The sequence below is a fragment of the Arthrobacter sp. TE12231 genome (assembly GCF_054062895.1).
Map to the genome: position 1 here is coordinate 1 of NZ_JBSSFS010000002.1, position 7,656 is coordinate 7,656.

Annotated in this window: 10 protein-coding genes and 1 pseudogene; 6 read left to right on the forward strand and 5 right to left on the reverse strand. The window is 62.2% G+C overall.

What is annotated here, in order from left to right:
- Positions 1-452, reverse strand: a 452-nt coding sequence (locus ACVWYS_RS20475; RefSeq protein ID WP_456510311.1) for a hypothetical protein, incomplete at its 3' end; no start/stop codon positions are given.
- A gap of 884 nt (positions 453-1,336) precedes the next feature.
- On the opposite strand from ACVWYS_RS20475, the gene ACVWYS_RS20480 reads away from it, so the two are divergent.
- The gene (locus ACVWYS_RS20480) at positions 1,337-2,194 is read left to right on the forward strand and encodes a replication initiation protein (protein ID WP_456510312.1); all 858 of its coding nucleotides are present in this window, start codon (positions 1,337-1,339) and stop codon (positions 2,192-2,194) included.
- On the forward strand, positions 2,191-2,454 hold the full coding sequence (locus ACVWYS_RS20485; RefSeq protein ID WP_456510313.1) for a sigma factor-like helix-turn-helix DNA-binding protein: 264 nt from the start codon (positions 2,191-2,193) through the stop codon (positions 2,452-2,454). Before ACVWYS_RS20480 ends, ACVWYS_RS20485 begins: the two co-directional genes overlap by 4 nt.
- On the opposite strand, the gene ACVWYS_RS20490 is transcribed toward ACVWYS_RS20485, so the two are convergent.
- Positions 2,451-2,702: a hypothetical protein gene (locus tag ACVWYS_RS20490; RefSeq protein WP_456510314.1), complete on the reverse strand. Its 252-nt coding sequence runs from the start codon at positions 2,700-2,702 to the stop codon at positions 2,451-2,453. The two genes, ACVWYS_RS20485 and ACVWYS_RS20490, sit on opposite strands and share 4 nt — an antisense overlap.
- Positions 2,703-3,309: 607 nt before the next feature.
- Here ACVWYS_RS20490 and ACVWYS_RS20495 point away from each other — a divergent pair.
- Together ACVWYS_RS20495 and ACVWYS_RS20500 are read left to right on the forward strand one after the other, a co-directional pair.
- Positions 3,310-3,594 carry a hypothetical protein gene (locus tag ACVWYS_RS20495; RefSeq protein ID WP_456510315.1) on the forward strand — a complete coding sequence of 95 codons (285 nt, stop codon included), beginning with the start codon at positions 3,310-3,312 and terminating at the stop codon, positions 3,592-3,594.
- A 391-nt stretch (positions 3,595-3,985) separates the two neighbouring features.
- A pseudogene (locus ACVWYS_RS20500) lies at positions 3,986-4,164 on the forward strand (AAA family ATPase); the annotation flags it as partial.
- Between the two features lie 65 nt (positions 4,165-4,229).
- Here the strand turns inward: ACVWYS_RS20500 and ACVWYS_RS20505 are convergent.
- Positions 4,230-4,439: a hypothetical protein gene (locus ACVWYS_RS20505; protein WP_456510316.1), complete on the reverse strand. Its 210-nt coding sequence runs from the start codon at positions 4,437-4,439 to the stop codon at positions 4,230-4,232.
- A gap of 61 nt (positions 4,440-4,500) precedes the next feature.
- Positions 4,501-5,418 (reverse strand): tyrosine-type recombinase/integrase, encoded by a 918-nt coding sequence (locus ACVWYS_RS20510; RefSeq protein WP_456510317.1) that lies wholly within the window; start codon positions 5,416-5,418, stop codon positions 4,501-4,503.
- A 107-nt stretch (positions 5,419-5,525) separates the two neighbouring features.
- On the opposite strand from ACVWYS_RS20510, the gene ACVWYS_RS20515 reads away from it, so the two are divergent.
- Entirely contained in the window at positions 5,526-5,765 is a 240-nt protein-coding gene (locus ACVWYS_RS20515) for a hypothetical protein (protein WP_456510318.1), read from the forward strand.
- A 594-nt stretch (positions 5,766-6,359) separates the two neighbouring features.
- A complete protein-coding gene (locus ACVWYS_RS20520; protein ID WP_456510319.1) occupies positions 6,360-7,292 on the forward strand; it encodes a hypothetical protein in 933 nt (310 codons plus the stop codon).
- 159 nt (positions 7,293-7,451) lie between these two features.
- Here the strand turns inward: ACVWYS_RS20520 and ACVWYS_RS20525 are convergent.
- Positions 7,452-7,656, reverse strand: a 205-nt coding sequence (locus tag ACVWYS_RS20525) for a hypothetical protein (RefSeq protein ID WP_456510320.1), incomplete at its 5' end; no start/stop codon positions are given.

Consider the following 7,656-nt stretch of genomic DNA (forward strand, 5'->3'; position numbering starts at 1 on the left):
TCGACGTTGTCCTTGTGCTCGAGCTCGGTGTTCCTGAGCCTGGTCATCGGCATCATATGGTCCGGCCGGACGCAGTTCCGGACGCGGCAGACGTGATCGAGAGTGGTCAGCTGGGGCCGGTGGCCGCCGACAAAGGATCCGTAGGAATACCGGTGGGCAAGCCAGTCATGGTTTCCCACGCTGATCAGACCGTAGCCCTTGCCGTTGTCCCGTCCTTCCCACAGCCAGCATCCGCGGTCATTCGTCTCCCTGGCGATCTGGGCAACGAACTTGTTCAGGGTCAGCTCGATGGACGCGGGTTTCCGGTGCGGCTCCCCCAGGAGCAAGTGATCGTGTAGCCGGCAGTATCCCTGCCGGGAGTCGTTGGCCGTCAGGCCGATCCGGGCTGAACACCCGGTCTGCTTGCAGAACGGCTTAGTGGCCTTCCACTGGTCGTAGTGTTTCCGGCACATCCCGCGGGAGTGGTGGTCGCCGCCTCGCTCGTGGCGGGGCAGCGTGCTCCTGCAGACGCTGCAACCCCGCTGATACCGATCCTTTGGCCTTGCCATTTCCGCCCCGTCCCGCTCCCGCATAACTCCAGCGGCCCATCTTACTGACCCACCCACTTTCCATACTCCAGTAAGGAAGACGGCTCTCCAACCCCCGATTTTCGACAAGGTGGGTTAGGGCAAAGCGGCCGGTGGAGTGGTCGCGGGGTTGGTAGGCCCGGAGCCCCAGCGGAGGGCCCTCCGGGTTAGGGCGGAACCTTGGTGGAACAGTCTTTTTTGTCGTAGGTCGCTGGTAGTGCAGACTCTGGTGTCGGTGATTGTCAGTAGGCTTGAGGGGTAGCCAAATTCTGGCAGCTGTTTTAAATGCCTGAAGCCCGCGCCAACGGGCTTCAGGATTCCTGATTCAGTCCGATGAACCGGTCATCTGAACCAAGGGTGTATTCGACTACACACCCCTAGGTTATGTCCAGATGGTGTCTGGCGGCGAGTCCGCCAGCAGCGGTTCCTTTCGCATGCTTCGAAAGGAGACTCCTTGGCCAAGCGCTCGAAGAAAGCTCAGCCGCCCTGGGCGATGCTCAGCTTCATGGTGAACCTGGCACGTCTGTTCTTCATCGGCCACCCGCCGTTGTTCTAACCCGACAAAGGGTGCAGCTGTCCTTCCTCCCGGTTGGAGGATGGAGCTCAGCTGCACCCTTTGTCGTACTCAGTCGGGCGCGGTCACGGCAGGTCTCGGCGTGACCGTCTGGGACGAAGGGAGCCAAGTGGGCTCCGGCGGGGAATCCTTGAGTATCTGATAAGGCTTGCGCGCCTACCTAAACATTTGCCACTTCCCCTATAGCGTCACTCCCATGACAATGACGGCGGATGCCTGGGCACAGACCTACAGGCAGACGTGGCCCTCAGCCACGGATGACCTGAGCAAGGGGACCTACCGCCAGCGGCGCGAGGTGGCGCTCCAGCGCCGTTATATCCAAGCCAATCCCTCAGCCCTGATTACCTCCCTGGTCATCGACGTTGACCACGACGACGCCCTACTCAGGGCTATGGACCAGACCAGCGGCGTTCCCACGCCGTCCTACGTCGCGCAGTCCCCCACGGGACGCGCCCACGTCGGCTACCTGCTGAAAGCTCCCGTCTGCCGTACGGACAACGCCCGGCTGGAGCCCATGCGGTTTGCCGCACGGGTGGAAGCCGGCCTAGTCAACGCCCTGGATGCCGATCGCGGCTACGCGGGCTTCCTGACGAAGAACCCGATCCACGAGCACTGGGATACGGTCTGGGGCACTGACAGGCTCTACACACTCAAAGAGCTGGCGACCGATCTTTGGGGCTGGATGCCCCGCACGCTGCCCCGGAAGGCAGCGGACAACTCCGGTTTGGGCCGCAACGTGGCCCTGTTCAACCGGGTCCGCCTTTGGTCCTACCCCGGTGTCCGTCGCTACTGGAGCGACGGCCCCACGGTCTGGGGAGAAGTCACGCACGCCTATGCGCTGGCGGTGAACCAAGAGTTCGCCGTTCCCTTGGACGGGCAGGAGGTTGACCACCTCGCCCGCTCCGTCTCGCGCTGGACGTGGCGCAACTTCACGCCCGAGCGCTTTACTGAGATCCAGACGGAACGCGGCCGGAACGGCGGCACCGCCAGCGGTGCCGTACGCACCGCGCAGAAAATGGCCAACGATGAACTAATCAGGAGCGTGGTCTTGTGAGCGGCGCAGAAACTCCAGCACGCCGGAAGATGACGGCGCGGGAAGCTGCTGAACTGATGGGCTGCACTCCCCGCCATATCCGACGGGTAGTTGCCGAACCCCGGCACGAGTTCCTGGAGCGCGCAGCGGCACGCCGGGAAGGCGTACTAACCCTTCGTGGCAAAGGCTTGAAGTACCGCGAGATTGCAGACGAGCTAGGGCTGCCCCTGGGCACGGTCAAAACGATCATTCACCAAGCCAAAGTGAAGCAGGCCAGCTAACTCCACGGAGACCGTGTCCACCAGCGCCGTTTGGTCGGCTCAGGCGGGGTTGCCTGGTCCGGACCCGCTGCGGCCTCGGAGACTGGTGCCGGCTGCTGGACGGCCTGCTTCGGCGCCTCCAGCATCCGCAACGTCTGTTCCTGGGCAGCAATGATCCGTTGCCTCTCCGCGGCGACCGCTTCCGCCACTGCCGCGCGCTTCTCAGCCTCGACCAGTTTCTCCCTCAGGGCTTCCAAAAGGGGTTCCAAGGGGTTTTGTATGGCAGGTGTCGTGACGGGTCCCTGCCGGGAAACTGTGGGGCTTTCAGGGGCTGCCACCGGGTCTGGCGCGGTGGTGCGATCCATCAGGCCGAGCTGGACCAAGACAGGGACAGGGATGGACCAGCCTTTTGGCGTCTGGACCGCTCCTGCAGCCAGCAGTTCCGGGCGCTTCCTGCGGAGTGTGGACTCCGAGACGCCGCATGCCTTGGCCGCCGCGGCAAAACCTAACGCCGGTGCTGTTCCGGTAGCTAACGGGGGTGTCATAGATGTGAGCCTAGGGGCTGCTGTGACGGGTTCCGTGGAAGGCTCGCGGAACCCGCTAACGAACTAGGCAACAAATTTCGGATGTCTCCAGCGGCACGCGCCCAAAAAGGTTTACCTTGGACTTACTGGACAAGGTCATCTTGGCCAGATGTACCCAGAGATGCTGAAAGCCCCGCGGATCAGGCGAGGCTTTCAGCTTCCCAGGGGCAGCCACAACGTATTGCCGTTTATGAGACCTTCCAGGGATGGACTACACCTAACTGTAGGTCTTGTGAGGCCCGGTTGTGCAAGCCGGGCAGCGGTTTCTTTCTGTTTTTGAAAGGAAACTCTCATGAAAGCAGGAGACTACAACTACTCAAAGCCCGCGGGCATCCCGTGGGTAGTGCTCAACTTCTTGGTGAACCTCGCCCGCTTGGGCGTGATGATCTGGGCGGTCCTACACAGCGCTCCACTTGCGGCGCTGTTCGACCCCGCGGGACACATCAGCCGCCTGGTGGCCCTGACAACTTGGCTGGTTCTGCACGGCCCTCCGCCGGGAGCACTCCTCCACTTCGCAGTCCACCTCGTGCGCCTTGCTGTGATGACTATGGTCATTATGCAAGGTGCTTCTCTTTAACCACCGCCCCGCGCATAAGGCGGACATCTTCAAACAAGAGGGGCCCGTCCAGGGGGGACTGGACGGGCCCCTTTCGTGTGGGTCAGGCCTTGACCGCTTCTCCGTGACGATGCCGGCCTGTGGCCGTGGTCTTCTTGACTGCATCTCCGTGTGACGATGCGGCCTGTGGCCGAACAGCCAGAGCTTGCCGTCCGCGTCCTTCGCCGTCCAGACGCTCCTGGTGCTGTGCTGGACCAGCTTGTAAGCGCCGGACATTTTCGCCAGCGACCGGACATCTTCGCAGGCTGGACAATCTTGGGGCGGGGTCCTGCGGGTGGTGGTCATCGTGGTGGTCATAGCGTCCATCTCCTTGGCCGCACTGGCCATGCTCACCGAATCAGCGGTAAGCAAGACGGACATGAAAAGCTACTTCCTGAACATCAAAAAAGGGATCGGAGCTGCTCGAAAAGTACATCGACAAGACGGAGCGGCACATCCGCCTCGCATGGGCCCCAGGAGAAGGCCTCCGAGGGCAGCCCTGTGGTGGTCTTCTTCGACGAGATGGATTCGCTGTTCCGCACACCGGACACGACAAAGGACGGGCCTAAGCCCGTCCCTGTGCCCGTCTAGCGTTGCCTGCTGTCCCGCGCCGGCCTCTAGTCCTTGGTCTCCAGCACGGCCAGCACCTGCCGTGCTGCGTCCAGATGATGCACCGCCACCCTCACTGCGTTACGCGCCGTGCCGTGCGTCTGTTCGGCGTCGCGCTCCAGCGTGAGCCGGCCCTCTGCCACCAGCTCCCCCAGCCTGTCCTGTACGTCCAGCAGCAGACGGTAAATGTCGTCTGCGGTGGCGGTTTCGATGTCCATGTCTACGTTGTCCCTGTCGTTGCTGTGCTCATTGTGCCGTCCCCTCTGACGTTCTGGCCCGTCAGGCCAGCGCCCGTGCCACGTCATATCCTGCCGCTTTCTCCAGCCGTTGCCCTGCCCTGTCATATCGGCGTGTGGTGCGTGGGTCAGCATGGCCCATGCTGTCCTGAAGGTCATGCAGGGTGGTCCCTGCATCCAGCGCGATAGTGGCGAACGTGTGCCGCAGGCTGTGGGGGCTGATCTGCCCCTCGATCCCTGCCGCCTTTGCCAGCCGTTGCACGGTGCGGAAGGCCTCGGAGGGATTCCAGGGCTTGCCCGTGGCCGTCGTGAACAGCGGCAGGCCGCCGCCTGCCGTACCCGCTACTACTTCACGGCCCGTGGTCCCAAGGTAAGCGTTCAGCGCCTCGACGGCGGGAGCCGGCACGGCCACCTTGCCATCCTTGCCACCCTTGCGCCGGATGCTCAGCGTCCGGTGTCCGGTGTCGTGGCCGTAGTCCGTTGTGCTGGCATTCAGCGCCTCACTAAGCCGGACCCCGGTGAACAGCAGGAGCGACACCAGGGCGTGGGAGCGCGGGCCGTCAGCCCGTGCCGCCGCCAGCAGGGCGCGTGCCTGGTCTTTGCTCAGCCCCTCAGTGCCGGAGTGATCAGGATCGACCTTGGGACGCTTGACCAGCTCGACGGGGTTGGATGCGATCAGGTCAGCGGAGACCGCGTAGCGGTAGAAGCTGGAGAGCGCCGCCAGCTTAGCCGCCACCGTGGCCGGGGCACCCGTCAGGGTGTGCCGGTATCCGTCGATGATGGGACGGCGGACCGTCAACAGGTCCATCCCCCTGGTATCGAGCCAGCCGCAGTAGTCCGTCATGCTCCGGCTGTAGGCCCGGAGCGTGTGCGGTGAGGTCTGCGCCAGCTTCCATGCGGCGATGATGTGGCCGTGCCTTTGTTCGTTTCCGGCCGGGGCGGTGATCGTGTCCAGTTCCATACACACATGATAACTGACATTATCGTGTGTGCAGTTGGTGTGCTTCCATGCTCCGCGACTGCCTGCAGGTGGGGAGAGAAAAAGCCGGCGCCGCACACATGTAGGCCATGGAAACCATCTATGTCCTTGAAGCCGTCAGTCACGCAGCAGACATCGCCAACACGGCGGTGGATGACGTGAAGCAAATCCTGGACCTCCTCCGCCACTTGGCAGCATGCAGCACCTACCTCAACGCCGTCTTCGATTCGCGCCAGCGACCTGCCTGGAAGCTCATCGTTCGGATTTTTTCATGCCCAGCGCAGCGACTCGACGAGATCCAAGCCATTTACACCGGTGTAAATGTATAGCTTGCTCCGGGACGGATGATGGGCCCGCCCCTGCCTCCACATTTTTTTAGATGAGGTAGGGGGTGACCCCCTGACGCCCCTGCGGGCTCCCCGCTGGTGATAGCGGCTTTAGTTCCATACGGGCTGGAAAGTTTTGGGCATGAAAAAAGCCATCGAGACTGTCTCAAGTGCTCAGGCCCCCCGACCCCTAGCCGGCACCCGCTTTATTGACAGCCTCAACGGCTTCTCCCTGGTGAACCCACCGCCAGCTCAACAATCCAAACCCCCTTACGGGATGCCACAGGAATGCCGAGACGGGCCATGCTCCGCCTAAATCGCCAAAGTGAAATGACGGCTGCCCAGCCCTTGCCGGAACCGTCATTTGCGACATTCGCGATTACAAGTTCCATTGTACGGCATCGAGGCCAACCAAGTCAAATCAGACCATACAACCATATCACCTAAGGGGGGTACAGTGCAACGTTTTGACCGCATAGAGTACGTTTCTGCCCGATTCAACCCTTACGTTTGCAACCGATAGACCACTGCCTTTCCAGCCGGTACTATTAGATATCCATATATTGCCACATATGACCTAGCACGAGGGGGGAGGAAATGGCCGAGCTCAGTTCCACCACAAACGCCACCATCCGCACGCCCAGCGACGAAGCTCTCGATGTGGCCCAGGCAATCAAAAGCCGAATGGGAAAGAGGGACCACGCCCCGGTTCGCGTTGCCTTTATCGGCTCCAACGACTCAGTCCGTGCAGAGGGCGAAGTTCCTCCCATGGCAAAGATTTTGCGCGGCGGCCGCGGGGGCGAAGTCCGGCTGAAGCTTGAGCTCAGCTTCCTATGGTTTGCCGTCAATCCCCCGCATGACCTGGCGTACCCAGCTCGAGTGTGGGCACTCCTCCTTGGCCTGGAAGATAGCGAGGGACGTGGCACCCGGCGCGTCCGGCAGGCCATTGCGGCGCTAGCCACTGCCAACCTGATTGAGGTACTGGGACGCTCGGGACAGCCCAACAGAATCACCTTGTTGGACGAAGGCGGCAACGGCGCCGCCTACAGGCTCCCTGGCGACGCCTACAACAAAGCCCGGGGAACTGGCGAGGAATGGCGTCACCGCTATATTCAGATACCGGACACCCTCTGGACCAATGGATGGGTCGCCACCCTGTCAGGTGCCGCGCTGGCCATGTTGTTGGTGCTGTTCGGCGAGCTGGGCCAGCGAGATGCAACAAAGACTGACATCTGGTTCAGCCCCTCCCGGGCCCAGAAAATATACGGTCTGAGCGAAGACACCCGCAGCAAGGGGCTTCGCGAACTTCGGGCATCCGAGCTGATCACAGCACGGAAACGCGCTGTTTCTCGAGACGTTCTGGACTTTCGCCGGCTGCGCAATACCTACCGGTTGGAGCTGGATAAGCTCAACGAAAAGGCGGTCGTTCTGGTTGGGATCAACCCGCCAAGGCCACTAACGCCCAGCCAAGTTGAGTCCGAAAAATTCCTGTCCATGCTCCCGGAGGCGCTGCGCCCCAAGAAAAAATGATGGCTGACACGGTAGGGCCCGTGGCAACCAGCCACGCTCCAGCTGGGCACCCGCTACCCTCCCCACCAAAGGGGGTGGGGGATGACCCCTTGCTCGTCCGCCGCTCCCCCCGGTGGTGATAGCGCCTCTTGTTGCGAACGGGTTCCAGATTTTTCGGCGTCAGGCTTTCAGCAGGGCGTTTACGGGGGGATACACAGCCGGCCCCAGCTGGTGTGCAAAGTCCTGGCCATCCAGCCCGAACCCAAACGGCTCGCCTCCTGGTTGTGCCCTGCCGATAGCCAACCCCTTGAGCATGGCCCACAGCATCGTTCCTGGTTGCATGTCGGGAATCCGAACCAGGTCCGCAAGGATGATGTCGAGGTTG